Annotated in this window: 23 protein-coding genes; 13 read left to right on the plus strand and 10 right to left on the minus strand. The window is 65.6% G+C overall.

What is annotated here, in order from left to right; all coding sequences use genetic code 11:
• The first annotated feature begins 151 nt into the window (after nt 1-151).
• The 8 genes from D8676_RS06380 (at nt 152) to D8676_RS06415 (ending at nt 7450) form a co-directional block, all read left to right on the plus strand.
• On the plus strand, nt 152-1606 hold the full coding sequence (locus D8676_RS06380) for a glutamate synthase subunit beta (protein WP_121580012.1): 1455 nt from the start codon (nt 152-154) through the stop codon (nt 1604-1606).
• A gap of 613 nt (nt 1607-2219) precedes the next feature.
• Complete coding sequence (gene flhA, locus D8676_RS06385; protein ID WP_121580013.1) at nt 2220-4307, plus strand: flagellar biosynthesis protein FlhA; 2088 nt, start codon at nt 2220-2222, stop codon at nt 4305-4307.
• A complete protein-coding gene (fliR, locus tag D8676_RS06390) occupies nt 4304-5056 on the plus strand; it encodes a flagellar biosynthetic protein FliR (protein ID WP_121580014.1) in 753 nt (250 codons plus the stop codon). Before flhA ends, fliR begins: the two co-directional genes overlap by 4 nt.
• Before the next feature lie 3 nt (nt 5057-5059).
• Nucleotides 5060-5452 carry a hypothetical protein gene (locus D8676_RS06395; protein WP_121580015.1) on the plus strand — a complete coding sequence of 131 codons (393 nt, stop codon included), beginning with the start codon at nt 5060-5062 and terminating at the stop codon, nt 5450-5452.
• 55 nt (nt 5453-5507) lie between these two features.
• Nucleotides 5508-6074 carry a rod-binding protein gene (locus tag D8676_RS06400; protein WP_147448162.1) on the plus strand — a complete coding sequence of 189 codons (567 nt, stop codon included), beginning with the start codon at nt 5508-5510 and terminating at the stop codon, nt 6072-6074.
• 5 nt (nt 6075-6079) lie between these two features.
• A complete protein-coding gene (locus D8676_RS06405; RefSeq protein ID WP_183097000.1) occupies nt 6080-6502 on the plus strand; it encodes a hypothetical protein in 423 nt (140 codons plus the stop codon).
• Nucleotides 6499-7035 carry a hypothetical protein gene (locus tag D8676_RS06410; protein WP_121580017.1) on the plus strand — a complete coding sequence of 179 codons (537 nt, stop codon included), beginning with the start codon at nt 6499-6501 and terminating at the stop codon, nt 7033-7035. The genes D8676_RS06405 and D8676_RS06410 overlap by 4 nt, the downstream gene beginning before the upstream one ends.
• 130 nt (nt 7036-7165) lie before the next feature.
• Nucleotides 7166-7450, plus strand: coding sequence for an SCP2 sterol-binding domain-containing protein (locus D8676_RS06415; RefSeq protein ID WP_121580018.1), 285 nt, complete (start codon nt 7166-7168; stop codon nt 7448-7450).
• Between the two features lie 31 nt (nt 7451-7481).
• Here D8676_RS06415 and D8676_RS06420 read toward each other — a convergent pair whose 3' ends face one another.
• Both D8676_RS06420 and odc2 read right to left on the minus strand, forming a co-directional pair.
• Nucleotides 7482-8060, minus strand: a complete 579-nt coding sequence (locus tag D8676_RS06420) for an N-acetyltransferase (RefSeq protein WP_121580019.1) — start codon at nt 8058-8060, stop codon at nt 7482-7484.
• A gap of 145 nt (nt 8061-8205) precedes the next feature.
• Nucleotides 8206-9339: an ornithine/lysine decarboxylase gene (gene odc2, locus D8676_RS06425; protein ID WP_121580020.1), complete on the minus strand. Its 1134-nt coding sequence runs from the start codon at nt 9337-9339 to the stop codon at nt 8206-8208.
• A gap of 611 nt (nt 9340-9950) precedes the next feature.
• Between odc2 and D8676_RS06430 the strand changes: the two genes are divergently transcribed.
• Nucleotides 9951-10340, plus strand: a complete 390-nt coding sequence (locus D8676_RS06430; protein ID WP_121580021.1) for a GFA family protein — start codon at nt 9951-9953, stop codon at nt 10338-10340.
• A 142-nt stretch (nt 10341-10482) separates the two neighbouring features.
• Here D8676_RS06430 and D8676_RS06435 read toward each other — a convergent pair whose 3' ends face one another.
• The 6 genes from D8676_RS06435 to D8676_RS06460 all read right to left on the minus strand — a co-directional run bounded on the left by D8676_RS06435 (nt 10483) and on the right by D8676_RS06460 (nt 17031).
• Nucleotides 10483-12147: an ABC transporter ATP-binding protein gene (locus D8676_RS06435; RefSeq protein ID WP_121580022.1), complete on the minus strand. Its 1665-nt coding sequence runs from the start codon at nt 12145-12147 to the stop codon at nt 10483-10485.
• Nucleotides 12140-12970 carry an ABC transporter permease gene (locus tag D8676_RS06440; protein WP_121580023.1) on the minus strand — a complete coding sequence of 277 codons (831 nt, stop codon included), beginning with the start codon at nt 12968-12970 and terminating at the stop codon, nt 12140-12142. Before D8676_RS06440 ends, D8676_RS06435 begins: the two co-directional genes overlap by 8 nt.
• 9 nt (nt 12971-12979) lie before the next feature.
• Nucleotides 12980-13939: an ABC transporter permease gene (locus tag D8676_RS06445; RefSeq protein WP_121580024.1), complete on the minus strand. Its 960-nt coding sequence runs from the start codon at nt 13937-13939 to the stop codon at nt 12980-12982.
• An 85-nt stretch (nt 13940-14024) separates the two neighbouring features.
• Nucleotides 14025-15614 carry an ABC transporter substrate-binding protein gene (locus D8676_RS06450; protein WP_121580025.1) on the minus strand — a complete coding sequence of 530 codons (1590 nt, stop codon included), beginning with the start codon at nt 15612-15614 and terminating at the stop codon, nt 14025-14027.
• 293 nt (nt 15615-15907) lie between these two features.
• Nucleotides 15908-16660, minus strand: a complete 753-nt coding sequence (locus D8676_RS06455) for a DUF1236 domain-containing protein (RefSeq protein WP_183097001.1) — start codon at nt 16658-16660, stop codon at nt 15908-15910.
• A 68-nt stretch (nt 16661-16728) separates the two neighbouring features.
• Nucleotides 16729-17031 (minus strand): DUF1236 domain-containing protein, encoded by a 303-nt coding sequence (locus D8676_RS06460; RefSeq protein ID WP_121580446.1) that lies wholly within the window; start codon nt 17029-17031, stop codon nt 16729-16731.
• A gap of 474 nt (nt 17032-17505) precedes the next feature.
• Here D8676_RS06460 and D8676_RS06465 point away from each other — a divergent pair, with 474 nt between their 5' ends.
• Nucleotides 17506-17934 carry a hypothetical protein gene (locus D8676_RS06465; protein ID WP_121580447.1) on the plus strand — a complete coding sequence of 143 codons (429 nt, stop codon included), beginning with the start codon at nt 17506-17508 and terminating at the stop codon, nt 17932-17934.
• Here D8676_RS06465 and D8676_RS06470 read toward each other — a convergent pair.
• Together D8676_RS06470 and D8676_RS06475 are read right to left on the minus strand one after the other, a co-directional pair.
• Nucleotides 17876-18568 (minus strand): response regulator transcription factor, encoded by a 693-nt coding sequence (locus D8676_RS06470; RefSeq protein ID WP_121580027.1) that lies wholly within the window; start codon nt 18566-18568, stop codon nt 17876-17878. The genes D8676_RS06465 and D8676_RS06470 overlap by 59 nt on opposite strands.
• A 25-nt stretch (nt 18569-18593) precedes the next feature.
• A complete protein-coding gene (locus D8676_RS06475) occupies nt 18594-20069 on the minus strand; it encodes a sensor histidine kinase (protein WP_245426637.1) in 1476 nt (491 codons plus the stop codon).
• A gap of 154 nt (nt 20070-20223) precedes the next feature.
• Here D8676_RS06475 and D8676_RS06480 point away from each other — a divergent pair, with 154 nt between their 5' ends.
• The 3 genes from D8676_RS06480 (at nt 20224) to D8676_RS06490 (ending at nt 23086) form a co-directional block, all read left to right on the plus strand.
• On the plus strand, nt 20224-21435 hold the full coding sequence (locus D8676_RS06480; RefSeq protein ID WP_121580028.1) for an amidase: 1212 nt from the start codon (nt 20224-20226) through the stop codon (nt 21433-21435).
• A gap of 3 nt (nt 21436-21438) precedes the next feature.
• On the plus strand, nt 21439-22338 hold the full coding sequence (locus D8676_RS06485; RefSeq protein WP_121580029.1) for a LysR family transcriptional regulator: 900 nt from the start codon (nt 21439-21441) through the stop codon (nt 22336-22338).
• Nucleotides 22339-22438: 100 nt separating this feature from the next.
• Nucleotides 22439-23086 (plus strand): DUF1007 family protein, encoded by a 648-nt coding sequence (locus tag D8676_RS06490; RefSeq protein WP_121580030.1) that lies wholly within the window; start codon nt 22439-22441, stop codon nt 23084-23086.
• Nucleotides 23087-23091: the final 5 nt, after the last annotated feature.

Genomic DNA, 23091 nt, shown 5'->3' on the forward strand with positions numbered 1-23091 from the left:
CATCACGAAAACCCGGAGCGCGTCCGCGCTGATTGACGGGCCGCTGCGTGTGGCCTTGAATGCCGGAGCCAGTCTCCGGCTCCCAATCAATGTACGCAGGACCGTGGGTTGCCGATGAAGGTCCCGGTCGAACGCTGATCCGAGATGAGCCATGGGCAAGGTAACAGGTTTTCTTGAAATCGACCGGCAGGTGCACAAGTACCAGCCGGCCTCCGACCGCATCCGGCATTTTAAGGAATTCACGCTGCCGATGTCGGACAAGGAGGTCGAGAAACAGGCCGCCCGCTGCATGGACTGCGGCATTCCGTTCTGCCACGGCCCGACGGGTTGCCCGGTCCACAACCAGATCCCGGACTGGAACGACCTCGTCTACAATGGCGACTGGGACGCTGCGATCCGCAACCTCCACTCGACCAACAATTTCCCGGAATGGACCGGCCGCATCTGTCCCGCGCCCTGCGAGGAAGCCTGCACGCTGAACCTTGAGGACATCCCCGTCGCCATCAAGACGGTGGAACAGGCGATCGCCGACAAGGCCTATGAGACCGGCTACATCCGGCCGCATCCGGCGCAGAGCAAGACCGGCAGGCGCGTGGCGATCATCGGCTCGGGTCCGGCGGGCATGGCCGCCGCGCAGCAGCTCGGCCGCGCCGGCCACGACGTGCATGTCTACGAACGCGAGACCAAGCCCGGTGGGCTGATGCGCTTCGGCATCCCTGACTTCAAGATGGAGAAGCGCTACATCGACGCCCGCGTGAAGCAGATGGAAGGCGAGGGCGTCACCTTCTTCTGCGGCGTCAATGTCGGCGTCGACAAACCTGTGACCGAGCTTCTCGCGGAATATGACGCGGTGCTCTATTGCGGCGGCTCCGAGACGCCGCGCGCGGCCGGCATCCCTGGCGACGATCTCGACGGCGTGCACGATGCGATGCCCTATCTCGTGCAGCAGAACAAGCGCGTCGGCGGCGAGGACATCCAGTCGACCGCCTGGCCGGAGAAGCCGATCCTCGCCGGCGGCATGCATGTCGTGGTGGTCGGCGGCGGCGACACGGCGTCGGACTGCGTCGGCACCGCCTTCCGCCAGGGGGCCGTACGCGTCACCCAGCTCGACATCCGCCCACAGCCGCCGGAGAAGGAGAACAAGCTCGCCGTCTGGCCCTATTGGGCGACCAAGATGCGGACCTCGTCCAGCCAGGCCGAAGGCGCGGAGCGGGAGTTCCAGGTGGCGACGCTCGAATTCATCGGCGAAGAGGGGCAACTCACCGGTGTCAAGTGCTGCGAAGTCGACGATGGGCGCAAGCCGATCGCCGGCACCGAATTCGTCATCCGCGCCGACCTCGCCTTCATCGCCATCGGCTTCGCCGGTCCGATATCGGGTGGCGTGACCAAGGAGCTCGACGGCCAGATGAAGCTCGTCACTGACAGCCGCCGCTCGCTCAACGTCGCCGCCAACGACCGCGACTACCGCACCAGCGTCGACAGGCTCTGGGCGGCGGGCGACGTGCGCCGGGGCCAGTCGCTTGTCGTCTGGGCGATCCGCGAAGGCCGCCAGGCCGCCCGCGCCATCGACGAAGCGCTGATGGGGTCGACCGTCCTGCCGGCCTAAGCGACCTCTTTCCTCTCTCTGTTTACGGGGAGAGGATGCCGGCAGGCAGGTGAGGGGCAGCACGAACCTGTCCGGCTTCGGCGTTCCTGACCGCTCCGTCATTCCGGGTTCCGCTTCGCGCCCTGGGATGACTTACGTCTTGGGGTCTGTCAGGAGTTGTCAGGAATATCTTCCTGCGTTTTCCACGCCCCCAAAACCTCCCTCATACTCGTCGTCAGCAGCTTGCTTGTGGGAACGGGTGTGCACGACCGGCATCCAGGCAAGTGTGGCGCTGGATCGCGTCCCGTGTTGGTCACACGGGCGGCTCCGGTCCCGATGCTGGCCTGCGCGCCCGCTCCTCCAGCCTATCGGAAGGGGATGGGCCGGGCACGGCACCGGGAAAAACGCCGGCGGCGCATGGCTGCGCGTCAACTAGATTACTTAGAAGACGTCGCAGCCATGCGCCGCCTCCCACAATGGCCAGACTGCGAAAGCAGGGCGTGGCGATGGCCACGCATACCTGGAGACAGGAGGGTTTCGCATGAGCAGGTCCGCCCGCAGCCTTCACGCAAGCTTGGGCGTCTAGCCTGATCGCACCTGCGCCTGCGCGGGCCGTTTGCGATTGGACTGAGACATGGCGATCACGGAGACAGTCGGCACCGAACCGGCAGCCAGGAACGGCCGCGACGTCTTCTTCGCGCTCGGCATCGTCGTTATCCTGGCGGTGCTGTTCCTGCCGATCCCGGCCTTCCTGATCGACGTCGGCCTCGCCTTCTCGATCGCGCTCTCGGTGCTCATCCTGATGGTGGCGCTGTGGATCGCGCGGCCGCTCGACTTCTCGTCCTTCCCGACGATCCTGCTCATCGCCACGATGCTCAGGCTTTCGCTCAACATCGCGACGACGCGCATGATCCTGTCGCACGGTAACGAGGGCACGCACGCCGCCGGCTATGTGATCTCCGGCTTCTCGAACCTGGTGATGTCGGGCGACTTCGTCATCGGCCTGATCGTGTTCATGATCCTGATCATCGTGAACTTCATCGTCATCACCAAGGGCGCGACGCGCATCGCGGAGGTGGGCGCGCGCTTCACCCTCGACGCCATCCCCGGCAAGCAGATGTCGATCGACGCCGATCTCTCCGCCGGCGTCATCGACGACAAGACGGCGCAGCTTCGCCGCCGCGAACTGGAAGAGGAAAGCTCGTTCTTCGGCTCGATGGACGGCGCCTCGAAATTCGTGCGCGGCGACGCCATCGCCGGCCTCATCATCACCTTCATCAACATCGTCGGCGGCATCATCATCGGCTATTTCCGCCACGGCATGGACCTCGCGCATGCTTCCGACGTCTTCATAAAACTGTCGGTCGGCGATGGCCTCGTCACGCAGATCCCGGCGCTCATCGTCTCGCTCGCCGCAGGCCTGCTCGTTTCCAAGGGCGGCACGCGCGGCTCCGCAGAGAAGGCGGTGTTCGGCCAGCTCGGCGCCTATCCGCGCGCGCTCTATGTCGCCGCCCTGCTGCTCCTCCTGCTGTCGCTGATGCCCGGCCTGCCGATGTTTCCCTTCGTGGCGCTCGCCGGCGCGATGGCTGCGCTGGCCTACATCGTGCCGCTGCAGCAGAACCGCCGCACGGCAGCGGTAGAAGCGAAGAAGGACCAGGAAGCCGCCGCCAAGGCCGACGAGGAGAAGAACTCGGTCAAGGCTTCGCTCGCCACCGCCGAGATCGAACTCCTCATCGGCAAGCAGCTCTCGACCAAGCTCATCGTCGCGCATCAGGAACTCGCCTTCCGCATGTCGAAGATGCGCAAGAAATTCGCCCAGCAATACGGTTTCGTCGTGCCTGAGGTGAAGCTGACCGACGATTTCGCGATTCCCTCAAAGAGCTACCAGATCAAGGTCCACGGCACCGTCGTCGCCGAGCATGCCATGCGCGTCGGCGAGATCATGGTGCTGCTCGGCAATCGTCCGGCGCCAGAGATTCCCGGTGAGGAAGTCCGCGAGCCCGCCTTCGGCATGCGCGCCTGGTCGGTGCCGGAGATGTTCTCGGAGGATCTGAAGCGCGAGCAGTACACTTTCGCCGACAACATGTCGGTGCTCCTGACTCACCTCTCCGAGGTGATCCGCAACAACCTGCCGCAGCTTCTGTCCTACAAGGACATGAAGGCGCTGCTCGACCGGCAGGACCCGGAATACAAGAAGCTCGCCGACGAGATCTGCACCTCGCACATCACCTATCCCGGCCTGCAGGCGGTGCTGAAGCTGCTGCTTGCCGAGCGCGTCTCGATCCGCAACCTCCACCTCATCATCGAGGCGATCGCCGAGATCGCGCCGCATGTCCGCCGCACCGAGCAGATCGTCGAGCATGTGCGCATCCGCATGGCGCAGCAGATCTGCGGCGACCTTTCCGAGGGCGGCGTGCTCAAGGTGCTGCGCCTCGGCAACCGCTGGGATCTCGCCTTCCACCAGGCGCTGAAGCGCGACGCCAAGGGCGAGGTGCGCGAGTTCGACATCGATCCGCGCCAGCTTGAGGAATTCGGGCAGGACGCTTCCAAGGCCATCCGCGCGCAGCTCGACGCCGGCGAGCGTTTCGTGATGGTCACCGCGCCCGACGCACGGCCCTATGTGCGCATGATCATCGAGCGCCTGTTCCCGACGCTGCCGGTGCTCTCCCATGTCGAGATCGCCAAGGGCGTCGAGTTGCGCATCCTCGGGACCATTTCGTGACCGCGACGGTCGAAGGCGCGGTCATCGCCGCGTTCCTCGCCTTCTGCCGTATCGGCGCCTGCTTCCTGGTGATGCCCGGCCTGTCCTCGGTGCGGGTGCCGATGCAGATCCGCCTGTTCGTCGCGCTCGCCGCCACCGGCGGCCTGCTCGTTCTCCTGTGGGACCAGATCTATCCCTATGTCGACCGCCGGCCCGGCGTGCTGGTGCCGCGCATCGTCTCCGAGCTTCTGATCGGGGTGCTGATCGGGCTCCTGGCGCGGCTCTATATCCTCGCCCTGCAATTCATAGGCGCGGCGATCGCCATGCTGGTCGGATATGGCGGCATGAGCGGCCCCGGCATCGAGGACGGCGAGCCCCAGGCGGCGCTCGGCGCCATCATCTCCTTTTCCGCGCTGCTCCTGCTTTTCATCTTCGACTTCCACCACGAGATCATCCGCGCGCTCGTCGCCTCCTATCAGATCGCGCCGCTCGACGTGCTCTTCAATCCGCAGTCGGCCCTGATCGACGTCACCGACACGCTGTCGGAAAGCTTTCTCGTCGTGCTGAGGCTCGGCAGCCCCTTCGTCGCCTATTCGCTGCTGGTCAATCTGACGATCGGCTTCGTCAACAAGCTCGTCCCGCAGATCCCCGTCTATTTCATCTCGCTGCCCTTCGTCATCGCGGCGGGCCTCATCATCTTCTACTTCGCCATCGGCACCATGCTCAGCCTGTTCGCCGACGGTTTCGTCGACATCACCATCGGGAGGTGAGCTTTGACCGATCGGGTGAAGCGGCTGAAGAAACTTCTCACGCTGCAGGAGCAGCTCAAGGCCATGCACGAGCTTCGCCATGCCGGCTTCGTCGCCGGAGCCCTCGCGGCGAAGGAGGAGGCGGCCGAGATCGTCGACCGTTTCAACGCCGACGATTCCCTGTCGGGCCTCTTTCCCGAAGTCTACAACCGCCGCATCGGCCAGGCCTTGTCGCGTGAGGAGACGAACACGAGGCTGGCGACCGGCGAGGCGGCGAAGGTCGCGACCGCGACGGCGCGCACCAACATGGTCGAGCGGAACTATCGGGAAGCGCGCGCCGCCGACGAGCGGGAGCGCGGCGACCGCGAAAGGTTGGAGATCATCGGCCAGCGCCTGAGCAGCAAGGCTGCCAAGTAAGGCTGCCACAAGCTTGCCGGTTCATGATCGGCATCGAGGAAACGGGAACGGCATCTTGCCCATCTCTGCGCCGAACACTGTAGCACTGGACGTCATGCGCTCGCCCGCGCTGCCCGACATCGCGGCCGCGCGCGCCGAGATCGCGCGCCGGTCGGACGCCGCGGCGAATGCCACGTTCAGCGCCGAAGCCAAGGCGGAAACCGCAACAACGCCCGCAGCCGGCCCGACCGCCACGCCGGAGACGTTCCGGCGTTTCGAGGCAATGGTGCTGCAGACCTTCATCCAGAACATGTTGCCGAAGGACGGTGCGGCCGTCTACGGCAAGGGCATGGCGGGCGACATGTGGAAGTCCATGCTCGCCGAGAAGGTGGCGACCGTCGTGGCGGAGCGCGGCGGCATAGGCATCGCCGACCGCCTGCTCAGCGCACGCTACACAGCCGACGCAAAGCCGGCAGCCGCTACAGAAACGGCCAGCGGCCCGGTCGACGCCGGACGGGAAATCCACGATCCGTCGCGGATAGCACCAGCCGTCCTCGACCGCATGCAGCACTCATTGTCCGAGCTGCTGACCGAAGCGGCAGCCATGCCTGCCAATGACGAAGTTCAGTTCACGAACGGATAGAGCCGATGTCCTTTTACACGCCTGAAATCCAGAACCCGGGCCAGAGTCTCGCCCTCCGTCCTGGCATCGAGCAGACCGTGCCGGCGATCAATCTCGGCGCGCTCATCGGGCGCATCGAGGAGGCGATCTCGGAAGAAACGGCGGCGATCCGCACCGACATCGACTTCGACATCAAGGCATCGAACGCGAGGAAGAGCCGTTATCTCTACGAGCTCACCCGCGCCCTGAAGGGAGCCCGCGAAGGCAACGTGCCGGCCGAGCACCGCGACGGCCTGATCCGGCTGCGCAACAAGCTCGCCGACAACGAGGCGGCGATCCGCGCCCATCTTTCCGCCGTCAACGAGGTGGCGACGCTGATGCAGAACGTCATCCAGCATGCCGAGAACGACGGCACCTATTCGGCCGGCGAATTCGGGTACGGGCGGTGATCAAGTTCATCGCGGCCGCGATCTGGATCTGCGCCGTGACCATCGGCGCGGTGTTCTATTCCTTCCAGAGCGCCTCGGCCAGGATGGACGCGCCGGCGCCGCCGCCTCTGCTCGGCGGGCTCGACTACATCAAGACCGACATCGTTTCGGTCCCGGTGCTGCATGAGGGGCGGATCAACGGCTATTTCCTGACGCGCCTGGTCTACACGGTCGAGCCGGAGAAGGCGGCGAGGCTCTCGGTGCCGGCCGATGCGCTGATCGTCGACCAGGTCTATTCCTACATCTACGGAAATCCGGAACTCGATTTCGCCAGCCACGAAACGCTCGACCTCGACGCGTTCCGGGACGGAATCCGCAAGAAGATCAACGAGAAGATCGGCGAGGACCTGATCCACGAAGTGCTGGTCGAGCAGGTCGACTTCCTGTCCAAGGAGGAGATCCGCGACAACACGATCCGCCGCAGGATGCAGTCGGGTTCGACCGCGCGGGAAATGGCGAAGGGCTTCAAGGAGCCGCCTGCGAAGTCGCATTGACGTGCCCGGCCGCCTCACCCATGGTAACGCCCTGCCGGGCTTGAGGCGGCGCGCTTTCCGGCTATCTTCCCTGCAAGCCTCAGGGCCGCGACGCGGCCCGCACCGGCACGGAAACACGAGGAGATTTTCGATGGGCGTCCAAGCGATCGTGGACCAGATCAAGCCGAAAGTGGAGAGCGCGGGCTTCGAGCGCTCGGTGAAGTTCGACACCGGGCAGGACGGAGTGATCGTGATCGACGGCGCGACGATCTCGACCGCCGACCAGGAAACCGACTGCACGATCAAGCTGTCGCTGTCCGACCTCGAGGACATGATCTCGGGCGAGCTCAACCCGACGACCGCCTTCATGACCGGAAAGATCAAGATCGAGGGCGACATGTCGGTCGCCATGGCGCTCAGCCAGCTGATCGGCTGAGCGCTCTCAAGCCATTGCAGGAAAAGGCTTTTCAGGCCGCTGCGGCGACGCGTGCGGCCTTTGACTTGCGGCCGGTGGCCTTCAGCGTGCCGGCGGCGTCGTCGAGTGCACCGGGCACGAGCTCCAGCGCCAGGAAGCGGTGGCGCTCGTAGGGGCCGGGCATGGAAAGCGCGCCCGTCTTCTCGGCCGAGAAGCCGAAACGGCCGTAATAGCCGGCGTCGCCGATCAGCAGGATCGCCTTGTGGCCGAGGCGCTTCGCCTCCGAAATCGCGTGCAGCATCAAGGCCTTGCCGATGCCGGCGCTCTTCAGATGGGGGTCGACCGCAAGCGGGCCGAGCAGCAGGGCAGGGCGGCCGTCGCCGGTTGCGACGTCCCACAGGCGGACCGTACCGGCGAGATTTCCGTCCTCGCTGCGCGCGACGAAGGCCAGGCCCTCGGAGGGCCGCCGGCCGCGGCGCAGCTTCTGCGACGTTTTTCTCTTCCAGTTCAAGCCCATGGCGCGGCCAAGCAGCGCTTCGCGCGCTGCCGCGACGGCCGGCGACTGTTGGTCGATTTCCGCCGAGATGGCGAATGACACGGGAACTTTTTCAACGATTTCAGCGGTTTGCATCTGTCCAATCCTGTGCGAGCAGCAGAATTTGTTCACAAGGACCGGAAGCCCGCGAAAACCGCAGGCTTCCGAAGTGATCTGAGGGTCCGCCGGGCATGATCACCCCGAAAACCGGTTTCCGGTCTTCGGGACGATGCCCGACGCCTCAGATCACGTAGGATCGCAGCGGCTCGAAGCCGTTGAAGGCGACAGCCGAGTAGGTCGTCGTGTAGGCGCCCGTCCCCTCGATCAGCACCTCGTCGCCGATGGTGAGCGTCAGCGGCAGCGGGTAGGGCGCCTTCTCGTAGAGCACGTCGGCGGAATCGCAGGTCGGGCCGGCGAGCACGCAGGGTGCAACCTCGGCGCCGTCGCGCGGGGTCACGATCGGATAGCGGATCGCCTCATCCATCGTCTCGGCGAGGCCGCCGAACTTGCCGATGTCGAGATAGACCCAGCGCACATTGTCGTTGTCGGCCTTCTTGGAGATGAGGACGACTTCCGACTTGATGACGCCGGCGTTGCCGACCATGCCGCGGCCGGGCTCGATGATGGTCTCCGGGATGCGGTTGCCGAAATGCTTGCGCAGCGCGCCGAAGATCGCCTGGCCGTAGGCCTGGGCGGCCGGCACGTCCTTCAGGTAGCGGGTCGGGAAGCCGCCGCCCATGTTGACCATCTTCAGGACGATGCCTTCCTCGGCAAGCGTCGCGAAGACGCGCTTGGCGTCGCCGAGCGCGCGGTCCCAGGCGGTCAGGTCGCACTGCTGCGAGCCGACATGGAAGGAGACGCCATAGGGGTCGAGGCCGAGCGCCCTGGCATGGCGCAGGACGTCGACGGCCATCGCCGGCACGCAGCCGAACTTGCGCGACAGCGGCCACTCGGCGCCTTCGCCGTCGGTCAGCACGCGGCAGAACACGCGGCTGCCCGGAGCAACGCGTGCGACCTTCTCCACCTCCTCGACGCAGTCGACGGCGAAGAGACGGATGCCGAGCGAGAAGGCACGGGCGATGTCCCGCTCCTTCTTGATTGTGTTGCCGAAGGAGATACGGTCTGCGGTTGCCCCCGCATCAAGCGCCATCTCAACTTCGGCAACGGACGCGGTGTCGAAGGAGGAGCCCATCGAAGCGAGCAGGCGCAGGATCTCGGGCGCAGGGTTCGCTTTCACCGCGTAATAGATCTTGGAATCGGGGAGAGCCTTCTCGAAGGCGCGGAAATTCTCGCGCACGACGTCGAGGTCGACGACGAGGCACGGTCCGTCCGGACGTCGGGTGGCGAGGAAGTCGAGGATGCGCTGGGTTGCCATCGGTCTCTCCATTCGCGCTTTCGCGCGCAAGCATGCTCATGCGCGCGGGCACTCGGGCCACGCGGCATGCGGTCAAACAAAGGCGGGACAGTCATCCATGGAACCAGCCGGTGGAGACACCGGAACCATGAAAAGCCGTCTCGCGGCGGTGAGCTGAAGCCTTGCCCGGCTCCTGCTCGCTTTGTCTGCCTTGGCTTGGATTGGGAGACCCGTTCCGCACTGCCGGCAATGAGGGTGTGCCTCTTCAGTAACCCCGGTTTTTGGACAACCGGGTGACACCAGAAAGGCCCGCACCGTCGTTGCTTCAAGACGTCCTCGGATATGCGGTTGGCCGCTCATCCGACCGGGTTCGTTACTCCCCGGGTACCGTCCCGATTACCTCGCCATTTCGAGGATCGGGGGACGCCCACAGGCACGTGCGACTTTGGGCAAGCGCGCATATAGAGATTCGCGCCGTCACAATCAATAAAAAATTTGAGGCCGCAGGATGTTTGGTCACCGCGCGCGACAGGTGGCCAAAACCGGTCCGGGCTGGGTGGGCGGATTTGACCATGATGAACGGCGCCGTTCGTCGTAACATCGCGCCCGAGTGATCTTGAAGGAGATGCAGCATGGACCGATTCACCGGCGGTTGCCTGTGCGGCGACGTTCGAATCGTGGCGTCGGGACGCCCGTACCGGGTCGGCCTCTGCCATTGTCTCGACTGCCGCAAGCATCATGGCGCTCTTTTCTACGCCGCCGCGGTGTTCCCCGAGGATGCGGTGACGATCGAGGGCGAGACACGCGACTATGCCGGGCGGTTCTTCTGTCCGCGTTGCGGCTCGTCCGTTTTCGCGCGCAGCGGGGACGAGATCGAAGTGCATCTTGGGTCGCTCGACACTCCCGACCAGCTTATGCCCACCTATGAGGGCTGGACGATACGCCGGGAATCCTGGCTGCCGCCGTTTCCGCTGAAGCGATACGACCGCAATCGCACCGGTACGGGCCGCTCGGAGGAGTAGGCCGGACAGGCGCTCGCGGCTGCCGGAGTACCGGCAATCGCGACGCTAGAGCGTTTCCGTGTTCTCCGAATCGCGGAACCGCTCTATTATTTTTTGCGCAATTCCGGACGCAAAACCGCTGCGCACTTTTGCTGGAATTGCTCTAATTTCCGGCGCTCTCCATGCGCCGTGACGCAATCGCCTTGTCGAGCCAGCCGATCTCCATCTCCGGCACGGAGGAAAGCAGCAGGTCCGTGTAGGGATCGAAGGGCGGCGCCAGGACCTCGCTCTTCGATCCGTACCGGACCACCTCGCCGCGATACATGACGGCGATCGAGTCGGCGATCGACCTCACGGTCGCCAGATCGTGGGTGATGAAGAGATAGGCGACGCCCTCTTCGGCTTGTAGCTCGAGCAGGAGCTTCAATATGCCGTTGGCCACCAGCGGATCGAGCGCCGAGGTGACCTCGTCGCATATGATCAGCTTCGGCTTGGCGGCGAGCGCGCGGGCGATGCAGACGCGCTGCTTCTGCCCTCCCGACAGCTCGGCGGGATAGCGGTCGGCAAAACCCTTGCCCATCTCGATCTTGTCGAGCAGCTCGGCGACGCGGCGGTCCCGCTCGGCCCCCTTCATGCCGAAGTAGAACTCCAGCGGGCGGCCGATGATCGTGGAGATCGGCTGTCGCGGGTTCATCGCCACGTCGGCCATCTGGTAGACCATCTGCAACTGCCGAAGGTCCTCCTTGCTTCTCGCGGAAAGCGCGTTCGAAAGCTTCTTGCCGCCGAAGGTTATGGAGCCTTCCATGGGCGGCAGCAGCCCGGTGATGGCACGCGCCAGTGTCGACTTGCCCGATCCGGATTCGCCGACGACCGCCAGCGTCTGGCCGGAATGGATGTCGACCGAGACGTTCTTGAGCACCTTGACCGTGCCTTGCCCATAGGCCGCGGTGACGTTCTTGACCGACAGGAACGGCGTGTCGGCGGCCTTCTTCTCCTGGTGCTCGATCTCGTGCACCGAGACCAGCGCATTGGTGTATTCCTGGCGCGGCTCCTTGATGATCTGCCTCGTGTCGCCCCATTCGACCAGACGGCCATGCCTGAGCACCATGATCTCGTCGGCCACCTGCGCGACGACGGCAAGATCGTGCGTGATGTAGAGGGCGGCGACGCCGGTATCGCGGATGGCGTCGCGGATCGCGGCCAGCACGTCGATCTGGGTGGTCACGTCGAGCGCGGTGGTCGGCTCGTCGAAGACGATCAGGTCGGGCTCGGAGCAGAGGGCCATGGCCGTCATCACGCGCTGCAACTGCCCGCCGGAGACCTGATGGGGGTATCGCTTGCCGATGTTCTCGGGGTCTGGCAGGCCGAGCTTGCGGAAAAGCTCGACCGCGCGTTTTTCCGCCGCGGCGCGTTTCGCGGTTCCGTGCAGAAGGGAAGCCTCCACCACCTGGTCCATCAATTGATGGGCCGGGTTGAAGGCGGCGGCGGCGGACTGCGCCACGTAGCACACCTCGCGGCCGCGCAGCTTGCGCAGGCCGGAGCGGCCGCCCTTCAGGATGTCGCGGCCGTTGAGGACGACCTCGCCGCCGATGATGCGGCAGCCGCCGCGGCCATATCCCATCGATGCAAGCCCGATGGTCGACTTGCCGGCGCCGGATTCGCCGATCAGGCCGAGCACCTTGCCGCGCTCCAGCGTCAGCGACACGTCGTGGACCAGGGTTATGGTCTTGGGCGGCTCGCCGGGAGGATAGGTGGTCGCCTCGATCCTGAGGTTGCGGATGTCGAGCAGACGCCCGGACTTCGCCTTGCGGGATTGTTCGTCAGGCATTGCCGCGTCCTCCCTTGAGGTCGGTGGTGCGGTTCAGGATCCAGTCGGCGACGAGGTTGACGGAGATCGCCAGCGCCGCGATGGCGCCGGCCGGGATCAGCGCGGCCGGTATGCCGAACACGATGCCATCCTTGTTCTCCTTGACCATGCCGCCCCAGTCGGCGGAAGGCGGCTGGACGCCGAGCCCGAGGAAGGAGAGCGCCGACAGGAAGAGCACTGCATAGATGAAGCGCAGGCCGAGCTCCGACACCAGCGGCGACAGCGCGTTGGGCAGAATCTCGCGGAAGATGATCCAGCCGCGGCCCTCGCCGCGCAGCTTGGCGGCCTCGACGAAGTCCATGACGTTGATGTCGACGGCCACCGCGCGCGACAGCCGGTAGACGCGCGTCGAATCGAGGATGCCCATGACCAGGATGAGGGTCAGGATATTGGCGGGCAGCACCGAGAGCACAACCAGCGCGAAGATCAGCGTCGGGATCGACATCAGGAGGTCGACGAAACGCGACATCAGCGAGTCGAACCAGCCGCCGACGACGGCGGCGGTGAAGCCGAGGATGGAGCCGAGCGAGAAGGCGAGCGCCGTCGCAAGGACGGCGATGAAGATGGTGATCCTCGCGCCGTAGATCATGCGCGAGAGAAGGTCGCGGCCAAGATTGTCGGTGCCGAGCAGATTGGTGGACGTCATGGGCCCCCACACGTCGCCGACGATCTCGCCGTTGCCGTAGGGCGCCAGCCATGGTGCGAAGATCGCGCAGATCAGAAACAGCGAGGTAAGGATCAGGCCGATCCAGGCACCGAGGGGGATGCGCTTGATGTCGAGCATGGGCGCCTCCTATTTCGGGTGCCGGAGGCGGGGATTGGCGAGGATCGCCGAGATGTCGGCGACGATGTTCAGCAGGATGTAGACGGCCGCGAAGATCAGGCCGACCGCCTGCACCACCGGCACGTCGCGCTTGGCGACATGGTCGACGAGGTACTGCCCCATGCCGGGATAGACGAAGATGACCTCGACCACGACGACGCCGACGATCAGGTAGGCGAGGTTCAGCATCACCACGTTGACGACCGGCGCGATGGCGTTGGGAAAGGCGTGCTTCCTGATCACCTCCAGCGGTCTCAGCCCCTTCAGCTCGGCCGTCTCGATATAGGCCGACTGCATGACGTTGAGGATCGCGGCGCGCGTCATGCGCATCATGTGGGCGAGCACCACCAGCGTGAGCGCGGTCGCCGGCAGCGCCACGGCATGCAGCCGGTCGATGAAGCTCATGCCGTCGAACACAGTCGAGATCGCCGGGAAGAACTGCCATTTGACCGCGAAAAAGAAGACCAGCAGATAGCCGATGAAGAACTCGGGAAAGGATGTGGACGCCAGGGCGAAGGCGGAGATCGCCTTGTCGACCGGGCCGTTCCTGTAGCGGACGGCCAGCAGGCCGAGCAGGATGGCGAGCGGGACGGCGACGACGGCGGCGCAGGCGGCCAGGAAGAGCGTGTTGGCGAGCCGGTCGCTGATGGAACTGGCGATATCGTGTCCGCTGGTCAGCGCGGTGCCGAGGTCGCCGCTGAGCACGCCGCCAAGCCAGCGGAGATAGCGGACATAGGCGGGGTCGTTGAGGCCGAGCTCCTCGCGGAGGGCGGCCAGCGCCTGCGGCGTCGCCGTCTGGCCGAGGATCGACTGGGCGACGTCGCCCGGCAGGATCTCGGTGCCGACGAAGATGAGGAGGGACACGGCGAACAGAAGAACGATGCCGAGCGCGACGCGCTGGACGATCAGCTTCAGGATCGGTGAGGACATTGGCTTCCTGACGGGGGACCCGAGGTTGCGTCGATGCGGGTATGATGCAGAAGGGGCCGGTTTCGAGCCGGCCCCTTTCACATGACTAGGCTTCGAGCCAGCAGCGCACCAGCGCGTGCCCGTTGCACATCTCCTGGGCGGGGTTGGCCACCCAGCCCTGGACACCCTTGCCGCTGGCGTCGATGTACTGGTTGAAGAAGGGCACGATCAGCCCGCCCTCGTCGCGCATGATCTCCGCCATGTCGCGATACATGGCCTTGCGCTTGTCCTGGTCGAGCTCACCGCGCGCGGTGGCGACCATCTTGTCGAATTCCGGACGCTTCCAGCGGGTGTCGTTCCAGTCGGCGCTCGACACATAAGCGGTCGAGTACATCTGGTCCTGCGTCGCCCGCCCGCCCCAGTAGGAGAGCGAGAAGGGCTGCTTGTTCCAGACCTCCGACCAGTAGCCGTCGCCGGGCTCGCGCTTGATCTCGATGGTGATGCCGGCCTTGGCGCAGCTCTGCTGGTAGAGCTGGGCGGCGTCCACGGCGCCCGGGAAGGCGACGTCGGAGGTACGCAGCAGGATCGAGCCGGAATGCCCTGATTTCTTGTAGAGCTCGGCCGCCTTTTCGGGGTCGAACTTGCGCAGCTCGATGTCGGTGGAGAACAGCGGATAGGCCTCGTTGATCGGGAAGTCGTTGCCGACGGTGCCGTAGCCGCGCAGGATCTTCTCCAGCAGCTCCTCGCGGTCCATGGCGAGCTTCAGCGCCATCCGGAGGTCGTTGTTGTCGAAGGGCGCGGTGTCGCAGAACATGTTGAACGGGTAGAAGCCGCGTCCGGATGCGGTCTGGACGGTGACGCCCGGCACGCGCTTGATCAGGTCGACGATCTTCGGCTCGACGCGGTTGACCATGTTGACCTGGCCGCCCTGCAGGGCGGCGGTGCGGGCGGTCGGATCGTTGATGACGATGATCTCGACCTGGTCGGCGTGGCCGAGCTTGTCGCCCTGCCAGTAGTTGGCGAACTTCTCGCCGCCGTAGCGCACGCCGGGTTCGTCGACGGTGACCTTGTAGGGGCCGGCGCTGATGCCGGCGTTGGGGTTGTCCTTGCCGCCGTTCGGCTGGATGACGAGGTGGTAGTCGGCCATCAGGTAGGGGAAGTCGGCGTTGGCCTCCTTCAGGGTGATGATCGCCTCGTCGCCGCTGGCCTTCATGGAATCGATGCCCGACAGGATACCGAGCGCGGCGGATTTGGACGCCTCGTCGGCATGGCGCTCGAGAGTCGCGACGACGTCCTCGGGCGTCACGCTCTTGCCGTCATGGAATTCGACGCCCTTGCGGATCTTCATGGTCCAGACCTTGGCGTCGTCGGACGAGCCGATCGACTCGGCGATGCGGTGTTCCAGGCTGCCGTCCGGCGCCAGCTCGACCAGCAGTTCGCCCCAGCACTTGCCGAAGTTGAAGTTGACCTGGCTGAGGTTGAGGGCGGGGTCGAGCACGTTGGACGACTCGCCGCCCTGCAGGCCCGCCTTGAGCATGCCGCCCTTGACCGGTCCTTCGGCGCGGGCGGCGGCCGCGAGCATCGAATTTGCGACAGTTGCCGTCACGCCCAGCGCCGCGGCCCTTCCGAGGAAGTCGCGGCGCGTCAGGCGGCCTTTTGCGACGCGTTGGCTCAGGAATTCGAGTTCATTCGACATATTCGGGTTCCTCACCTCTGTTGGCAGTTTTCTTGTCAGGGATAGTGGCCAGAAGTGGCAGGAGGTAACAAGACCGAATGCGACATTGCGTGGCGTAATTGCATTGGATGTGTGGACCAAACCGCTCCAGGGCGCCCGGCAGACCCCCGGCCGTTACAGACGGTTCATGAAGGCGACGAAGGCCCGGCCGGGGAGCAATATCCCGAGGGCGATATGGGGAAAGTCGGCGGGGGAGGTCGGTTGGAGGGAGGAAGAGATCGGGACGCCAGGCCCCGATCTCCAAGGGCGGCGGCTTACACCACCAGGACGTAGACGATCTTCAGAGTGCCCGGCTCGACGATGATGATGCGGCCGTCGGCGAGCACGAAATATTCGTAGCCGCGATAGGTCGGCACGATCTCGATCACGCGCGGGGGCAGCGGATGCAGGACCACCGTCCTCGGAACCGCGACGCCGACATTGATGTCGAAATCGACATCCACCGCTTCGGTGCGCGTGTCGCGGAAGACCTTGGTGATCTCGGTGCGCTGCTCGGTATTGATGTCGATACTGCCTGTCGTCTCGGTCGACGGCTGCTGCTCGTCCGAGGCCGCATCGGTTCCGGGCTCGCCTTCAGCCGGCTTCTGGCCCTCGGCCTCGCCGGTCTGCTGCTGCTGTTCGCCGGCAGCAGGCTTCTTGCCCTCGGCTTCGCCCGTCTGCTGCTGCTTTTGTTCGGGAGCGGCTTCGGTCTCGCCGGTCTGGGCCTGGCCCTCAGCACTGCCGGACGCCGACCCGTCGGGCTTCACTTCGCCCTGGGCGGTCCCGGTTGCGCTGCCTGACTGCCCGCCAGCCTGACCCTCGGTCTGGGCCTTGCCGGACGCTTCGCCTTCCGTCTGGGCGGACGGCTTCTGCTTGCTCGGCGCCGCCTCGGGAGCCGATTTCGCATCGGGCTTCTTGATGATCTCCTCCTGGGCGCCAGTGCCCTGGGTATCCTGCGTCTGAGCGCTGGAAAGGGCGGTACTCGCAAGCAAGACGGCGCTTGCCGCCGCGACGACAAACTTTTTCATGATCTTTTCCTTTTGGTTGTTTGAAGTGCGGCCGCGCTCAAGGCGCGGCCGATACGGTCGATCGTGCATCAGTCGAGGACGTAGACGACCTTGCGCGTTCCCGGTTCGACGACATAGGTCCGGCCGCCGACGACCGTGTAGCTGTAGGCAATGTCGGGCGCCTCGATCCTGTGGAGCTCGACGGTGTCCGGGAGGGTGGACCCGATGTTCAGTTCGACGCCCGGCAGATCGATGGAAGCGAGGGGTTTCGACTGGACATATTCACGGATCACGGTCTGCTGCTCCGGCGCGATCACGACGGTCTCTGCAGCGGCAATACCGGCGCCGGACAGCAAGATACCGGCCGCAAGGATTGGGACATGTACTTTCATCATAAAACTCCTCTCGGGTTCTGCGGATCTGCGTGACCCGCACACGTCGGTCCAACGTGGCTTGGGAGGCGCCGTTCCACCTGCGGACCTTTGCCGGGAAGGGGCCGTCGAAGGTCCCCTGAGGCCGCGGACTTTGGTCCCGGCGCCGGCGCAATGGTCCCTCGGCGCCAATTTGCGGGAACGTCGGCCGGCCGGTCGGAGTTGATCCCGCCGAAATGTGGGATCATCGTCATGGACCGAAGCGTCTACCAGGCCCGCTGGCTGCTCGCGCCAGTGTTTGCGCTCAGCCTCTCGCTCGCGGTGCTGGCCGCACTGTCCGGATGATGCTGGAGAACCCGCGCAGCAACGTCCCTTCCTGCCGGGCGGCGGCCCGCTGCCACGGCTCGGCCGCGGCGGCGGGCCTTTCCTGCCGTGCGATGTCTCCGGAATATTGTTGAGCGGCGCGCCATGCAGACCAGACGCCTTTTCCTCACCATGCTCCTTGCGGCGTCGGCCTTCCCGGCCACGCGGGCCGCCGCGCAGGGGCAGGGCAACGGGGCCTCCAACGGGCAAGGCAACGGCAATGGGCAAGGCAACGGCAATGGGCAAGGAAATGGCAACGGCGGCAACGGGAATACGGGGGGAGGCAACAGCGGCAACGGCAATGCCGGTGAAAACGGCAATGACAATGGCGGCAACGGAAATTCAGCCGGGAGCGAAACCGAAGGAGGAGCGGAATCGGCGCCCGCAGCCGACGAAAGGACGAACCGTCCGTCCGCCCTGCGGCTGCGCCACAGCAACGGATTCGAGGAGGAGATCGGCGGCGGCCGCTACGAGATGCGCGACAACCGGGGCCGGCGCATCGTCAACCGCGCGGTTCAGCCCTCCGACTATCTGCGGCTGCGGCGGCTGAGTGGGCGGTAGGCTGCAGCGAATCGCGGAAGACCATCGCCGCCTCCGTCCTGTTGCTCACCGCTAGCTTCGAGAAGATCCGCGTCATCTGATGCTTGATCGTCTTCTCGTGGAGGTCGAGCTCGATGGCGATCTCCTTGTTGCTGAGCCCCGCCGACACAAGGTCGAGAATGCGGCGCTGGCGTTCGTCGAGGGCATCGACCGGCGACCTGCCATCTGCCTGGGGTTCGGCGCCGTCCGACAGAAGGCGCGCCGACAGGGCAGGCGACACGTAGCGCTCGCCGGCGGCGATGTTCGCCAGTATCGTTGCCAGCGATCCGGCCTCGACACCCTTCAGCACATAGCCCCTGGCGCCGCCGCGCATGGCGCGGGCGACGTCGCCGCCGGATTCAGACACGGTGAGCATGACGACCTTCTGGCCGGGATGCCGGGTGACTATCGCGTTGAGCGCGTCCAGACCGCCCCCCGGGATGGAAACGTCGAGCAGCAGGATGTCGGGCGGGCGATCCCCGACGACCCGCAGGGCATCGTCGCGGCTGCCGCCTTGCGCGATAACCTCGAACCCGCCGCTCTCCAGCAGGCTTTGCGTCACGCCCGCCCTGAATAAAGGATGATCGTCAACGATCGCGACCCTTATGCTGTCCATTCGTCAACCTTATCGCCAGCCACCTTCATGCCGGTTCGTCGATCCTGCGAGCCGATGAACCGTCCGGCGCCTCGCCGTGGCGCAATTCCCGGGCAGCCGGTTCCCACCGTTCCTGGCATTGCTCCACCGACATGGTCAGCCGGGTGCCTGTAGACGCAGATGCGATCACTATGGTTCCGCCGAGGCTTTCGATGCGTTGGCGCAGGCAGGCGAGACCAAGGCGTTCCTGCGGCACCGCGTCGGCGTCGAAACCCGGCCCGCGATCGGCCACCTCAATCGACAGGCAGCCGTTTTCGCAGCTCTGCGAGACCGACACGCCTTTGCCGCCGGCATGGCGGAAGGCGTTGGCGAGGCCCTCCTGCACGAAGCGGAAGGCGCAGATCTTCACCGCCGGATCAAGCGACGCGAGATCGTCCGAGACGGTCAGCGGCACCTTGGTCTTCGTGCGCTGCTCATGGGCCTTCACGGCCGCCACGAGGACTTCGGCGAGGCTCGCCGTCTCGATATGCGGCAGGGCGAGGCCGGCGGAAATCGCCCTGATCTCCTCCATGGCGTCGGCAAGGCTCGCCTTGATCGACTTCAACTCGCGGTCGCGGGCCGCCTTCGGCGACGCGCCGTCGCCAAGAACCCGGCTGCCCAACCGCAAGGATGCGAAGGCGACAAGCTGGGCGGGGCCGTCGTGGAGGTCGGCGCCCAACTGGCGCAGGAACCGCTCGTTGAAGGCGGTGGCCTGCTCGGAAGCCGCCTGCGCACGCCTGGCAAGGAGCTCGTTCGACCGGGCGAGGCGCGACAATTCATGGACACGCTGCTTCAGGGCCAGCCGCTGCGCCTCGATGGTGGCGCTGCCGCGAAAGACGATGGCGGCGAGCGTCAGGAAAAGCCCGAGCGTGACCACGACGACCGCGCCCCAGCCCTTGAGTCGGGCAAGATGAAGGGCCTGGGCGAAATCGGGAGCGTGCTCGTAGAATTCGGAGACGGCGACGACCTCGCCGCTCCAGGGTTGCAGCATGGGGCTGTAGATCTCGAGAAGCGGCAGCCCTATCGACCGTTCCGAACCGCTTTCCGGGTCGTCCGCATGGCCGTATCCGGCGACGACCTGGCCTGAAAACGCCTTGGCGAGATCGGGGCCGGGCTCGAACCGCTTGCCGATCAGGTCCTGCTGGTTCGCATAGAGGATCGTGCCGTCGCGCCGCCACAGCCGGTAGGAGACGAGGCGCTCGCCGAGCTTACCGGCTGCCAGCGTCTCGTCGAGGGCATGCGCCACCACGCTGTCCAGGTTCCGCACGGTGCGCATGTCCGGCAGGATCGGCGCGATGACGCTGTCGACATAGAGCGCCGTGGTCGCGGCGGCGTGGCGGGTGAGCGAACGTTCGATGACGTTGGCGACGAGGGCGCCGACACCCAGCATGGCGACGAGCGAAACCAGCGTTCCCGCCAGCAGAAACTGCCTGGCCAGGGTGAAGGAACGCCATCGGTCGAGCATTTTCGGTACAATGCGCATCGGCTTTCAGTTCCAGCTAATGCAGGAGGCCGAACCGTCAATGCGCGGGCCGATACTCGGTTGCGCCTCAACGAACTGTTGGGGCAAGCGATCGACGCTTGAAAAACTTCATCCGTTGAACAATGCTCCCACGATCATATCAGGGCAGTGAACGATGAATCTGAAGACACGCGACCGGCTGAACGCTTTCCTCGACCTTCCGGATGTACCTGTCGAAAGCGCGACCACCGGTCCGCTCGCCGGGCTGACGCTCGGCGTCAAGGACATATTCGACGTCAAGGGCAATCTGAGCGGCTGGGGCAATCCCGACCGGCTCGATGAGGCCGTTCCGGCGGCGGCAACCGCACCCGCGGTGCAAAAGCTGCTCGACGCCGGCGCGCGCTTCATCGGCAAGACGCAGACGGAAGAGCTCGCCTTCTCGATGCTCGGCCAGAACGTGCATTTCGCCCATCCGGTCAACCCGGCGGCGCCGGGCAGGGTGACCGGCGGCTCGTCGTCCGGTTCGGCCGCGGCGGTCGCCGGCGGGCTGGCGGACATCGGGACCGGCTCGGACACCGGCGGCTCGGTGCGCGTCCCGGCGAGCTTTTGCGGATTGATCGGGCTGCGCACGACGCATGGCGCGATCTCGCTCGAAGGGACGATGCCGCTGGCGCCGTCCTTCGACACGTTCGGCTGGTTCGCCAAGGATGCGGAGATTTACGAGCGGGTGGGGGAGGTCCTGCTGGGCGCCGCCAAGGGGAAAGACAAGACGCCGCGCCTGATTTCCCTTCCGGCGCTGGACGAGCTCGTATCGGGACCGGCCGAGGCGAAGGCCTATGGCCGCATGCGCAACACGATCTCGAACGCGCTCGGGCCGGTGCATGCGGCGAAGCAGCCCTCCTTCTCCATCGACGAACTCTACTGGGCGATGCGCAAGCTGCAGGCATATGAGGCCTGGATGGCGCAAGGCGAGTGGATCTCGGCGGAGGGCCGGCGGATCGGCCAGGGGATCTACGACCGTTTCGCCTTCGGCAGGACGGTCAGCGCCGCCGAGGTGTCGGAGGAGACGAACAGGCGCGACGCCTTCCGCAAGGCGCTCGGCGACCTGCTCGGCGAGGACGGCATCCTGGTGCTGCCGACCGTGCCATGCGTGGCGCCGCTGGCGGACAGCTCGGACGAGGAGAAAGGAGCGTTCCGCGAGCGGGCGATAAGGCTGCTCTGCTGGTCGGGGCTTTCCGGCTTTCCGCAGATCAGCCTGCCGCTGGGGTCGATCGGCACTGGCGACGGAAGCGCGCCGTTCGGCATCTCGCTGCTTGGCCCGGCGATGAGCGACATGGCGCTGATCCGGCTGGGGCGCAAGGTGCTCGAAGCAGCCGGAAAGGCCTAGACGATGGGCACGCTGACCCGCATGCGCGCCTTCATCGACGTGGTCGAGGCGGAGGGATTTTCCGCCGCGGCGCGCAAGATCGGGCGCTCCAAGGCGCTGCTGTCGAAATATGTGCGCGAGCTGGAGGACGACCTCGGCGCGCTGCTGCTCAACCGCACGACACGGCAGTTCTCGCTGACCGAGGCCGGCCATACCTACTACAAGCGCGCCTCCGAGATCGTGCGCGAGGTGGACAGCCTGTCGGACGCGGTGCGCGAATCCTCGGGCGACGTCCGCGGCCGGATAAAGCTCTCGGCGCCGCGCACCTTCGCCGACGCGCCGATCGGCCAGTCGCTGATCGATTTCGCGGTGGCGCATCCCGAGATCGTGCTGGAGATCCAGCTCGACGACCGTTTCGTCGATCTCGTGGAGGAGGGGTTCGACCTCGCCATCCGCATCACCAGGCTGGAGAACTCGTCGCTGATCGCAAGGCGGCTTTCGCCTTTCGCGATCAGGCTCTGCGCCTCGCCCGAGGCGATCGAGAAATACGGGGCGCCGGAGCGGCCGCAGGATCTCGCCGGCAAGCCCTGCGTGATCGACACCAACGGCCGCTGGCTCTCCAACTGGCCCTTCGTCGGCGAGGACGGGCAGATGTTCACGGTGTCCGTCAGCGGGCGGATCGAGGTGAACAGCCCGATCGCGGCGCGCGCGGCGGCGGTGTCGGGCCTGGGCTGGGCCGTGCTGCCCGACTTCATCGCCGAGCCGGACATAAAGGCCGGCCGCCTGGTGCCGGTGCTCGACGAAACCCTGCCCAAGGGCGGCGGCATCTTCGCCGTCTATCCGCACCGGCGCTACCTGCCGGCCAAGGTGCGCGTCTTCGTCGACTTCCTGGTGCAATGGTTCCGCAAGGCCGGCGAGGAGTGAGCGGACAGCAGGTCGCGGCGTTTGCCGCCGGCACGGTCCCATTTTCGCCAGCTTTGTGATAACGTTACGTTCCGGCGAACAAAGAGCGATTCAGGAAAAGATGCGGACCGCGACAACGGCCTTCGGACTTGCAGTCCTCCTTGCCTCGACGATTCCGGCGAGCGTGCATCCGCACGTCTTCGCCGAGGCGCGGCTCGACGTCATCGTCAATCCCGACCAGACCGTGAAGTCGCTGCGGCATCTGTGGCGCTTCGACGATCTGTTCTCGTCGACGGTGCTGGTCGAATTCGACGAGAACGCCGACCTCAAGCTCGACGACGCCGAACTGCAGCAGGTTTCGCAGACGGTCTACGACTCGCTCGCCGACTTCAACTATTTCCAGCTCGTTTCCGTCGACGGCAAGGACGTCGCGATGAAGCCGCCGCCGCAACTGATGGCGAATTACGAGAACGACCAGCTCATCATCATGTTCGAGACCGAGCCGAAGGAGGGCCTGGCGCTGAAGGGCAAGATCGACTTCGGCGTCTACGACCCGACCTTCTACACGGCGATCGAGTTCCTCGACGACGACAACATGGCGGTGAAGGATCTGCCGGCGAGCTGCACGCGCGCCGTCATCCGGCCTGACCCGGACGAGGCGATAGCGCAGAACCAGGGCACGCTGACCGAGGCGTTCTTCAGCGACCCGTCGGGCAACGACCTCAGCAAGATATTCGCGACGAAGCTGGAGCTGACCTGCAGCGGCTGAAGGCA

Source organism: Mesorhizobium sp. YM1C-6-2, assembly GCF_003666685.1.
Classification (GTDB): Bacteria; Pseudomonadota; Alphaproteobacteria; order Rhizobiales; family Rhizobiaceae; genus Mesorhizobium_K.